We start from the raw sequence: 1,929 nt of genomic DNA on the forward strand, positions 1-1,929 counted from the left end.
TAAAAGCATCCCAACGGGATCTATGGGTGGGTGCTAAAATTAGGGGACTGTCTTTGGGTAAATTCTCCTGTCCGGTGACGGTAATTTTTTTAAAATAGAAGGGAAGAACCCCATAGCGTCCCAGGGGATAAACGATAGAAGTTAACCAATGTGCGACATCAGAGGATTTAGTCTGGGTAGATGGAGGTGAATTAGACAAGGGTTTAATCGATTCAACTGTTACCATGATCATGATTTGTGATTTCTAAACTCTATAAGTCTAAGGTAAATCCTCTAACCCCCTGCTGTCATGGGAGAGGATGACAGTTATTAGATTGTCTCAATGGTTACATATTAGCGCGATGTTGAGCAAACCAGGATTGCAGTTGTTGGCGACAGGATGATTCGAGAATACCCCCAAGGACAGGGAGACGATGATAGGAGGCGGGACTGTCTGGAAGATTGCAAACGGTGCGAATGCTGCCAGTTTTGGGGTCATCGACACCATAGACCAATAAACCTATCCTAGCTTGGAGAATGGCTCCTGCACACATGGGACAGGGTTCTAGGGTGACATATAGGGTGCAGGTGTTTAAATGCCAATCTCCTAATACCTGACTGGCTTGGCGCAATGCTATAATTTCAGCATGGGCGGTGGGGTCCGGATCGCGTTCTCGGCGATTTTCTCCCTGGGCAATGAGTTTTCCCTGTTGATTGACAATGAGGGCACCAACGGGGACTTCTCCGGCTTCTCCGGCTGCTGCGCCTAGTTTTAAGGCCTGTTGCATCCAATGACTATGGGTGGTGTAGGTTGGCTGCATGGGAAACTCTGGCTAAGGTAGCCTAAAATGTTGATCAGTAGTTAACATGGCTTCTCCCAAATTGCGATAAAACCACAGGTGAACGGGTCCTGGCTGAAGGTCTATGGCTTTTTGATAATGGGCGATCGCTAATTGGGTTTGACCCTGGCTATGCAAAAGCTGTCCCAACTCCTGATGTAGATCAGGGTTGTTGGGACTGGCTTGGAGTAAATGCCGATAATGAGAAATCGGATCGGTTTTAGAGGCTACCTTTTTTTTTTGCGATCGCCTGCCTGAGAGCATCATAACCCTCTTCAAATTCTGGGTCAATGGTGATGGACTGTTTAAAATGAGCGATCGCTTCGTCTAACCGTCCTTCCTCAACCAAGGCTTCTCCCAGGTGATATTGCACATGGGGAGAGTAGGGATTAAGTTCGGCCGCCTTCTGATAAGCTAGAATTGCCTCATCCCAGCGTTGACCACGAGCGAGGGTATAACCTAGTTGATGATGGGCTACGGCTGACTGAGGATTGAGAATACAGGCTTGGTGAAATCCTATGATCGCATCTTCAATTTTTCCCTTGCTTCTGAGAAACTGTGCGAATTTTTCGTAGGATTCGCTAGAATTAGGATGAAACTCATGGCTGTCGCTATAGGCGGCGATTTCCTCGTCTAGGTGGCGCTGTTTGTCCTGGACTTCCTGTAGATGGGTTTGAATTTCAGCCTGGTTGGGGGGATTAAGATATAAGGCTTTTTGATAGGTGGCGATCGCCTCGGACCAATGGTAAAGTTTAGTCAAGGCCTGACCTAAATCAAACAGGACTGGGGTGGAAGTGGGATGCAATTCTGAAGCCCGTTTATAGGCGGCGAGTGCTTCTAAGAGGCGATCGCATTTGGCTAAAGCCTGCCCCAATTGATGGTAGAATGAAGCGGAGTTAGGATCGACTTGGGTGGCTTTTTGGAATATGTCAACGGCGGCTTCCCATTGATTTAATTGGGTTAAAACCTGTCCTAGGGGTTGCAGAATTTCTACCAAATTCGGGTCTAACTCTAAGGCTTTCTGATAACTCTCCGCCGCCTCTGATAGCTTTCCACTATTGGCTAAAGCGGTCCCCTGGTATTTATGACTGGTGGCTGAGTTAGGATCAAC

Annotated in this window: 4 protein-coding genes; all 4 read right to left on the bottom strand. The window is 47.5% G+C overall.

From position 1 onward, the window contains the following. Positions 1 to 226: 1-acyl-sn-glycerol-3-phosphate acyltransferase (locus tag B9T16_RS28180; RefSeq protein ID WP_410246338.1), on the bottom strand; the 226-nt coding region annotated here is incomplete at its 3' end. Between the two features lie 100 nt (positions 227 to 326). Then, a complete protein-coding gene (gene tadA / locus B9T16_RS28185; protein ID WP_014276021.1) occupies positions 327 to 800 on the bottom strand; it encodes a tRNA adenosine(34) deaminase TadA in 474 nt (157 codons plus the stop codon). Between the two features lie 12 nt (positions 801 to 812). After that, positions 813 to 1,085, bottom strand: a complete 273-nt coding sequence (locus B9T16_RS28190; protein ID WP_231851953.1) for a tetratricopeptide repeat protein — start codon at positions 1,083 to 1,085, stop codon at positions 813 to 815. Continuing rightward, positions 1,039 to 1,929 (bottom strand): tetratricopeptide repeat protein (locus tag B9T16_RS28195; protein WP_410246339.1); only part of this gene is annotated, 891 nt, incomplete at its 5' end. The genes B9T16_RS28190 and B9T16_RS28195, both read right to left, overlap by 47 nt.

The organism is Arthrospira sp. PCC 8006 (genome assembly GCF_046480465.1).
In the GTDB taxonomy this organism is placed as follows: Bacteria; Cyanobacteriota; Cyanobacteriia; order Cyanobacteriales; family Microcoleaceae; genus Limnospira; species Limnospira platensis.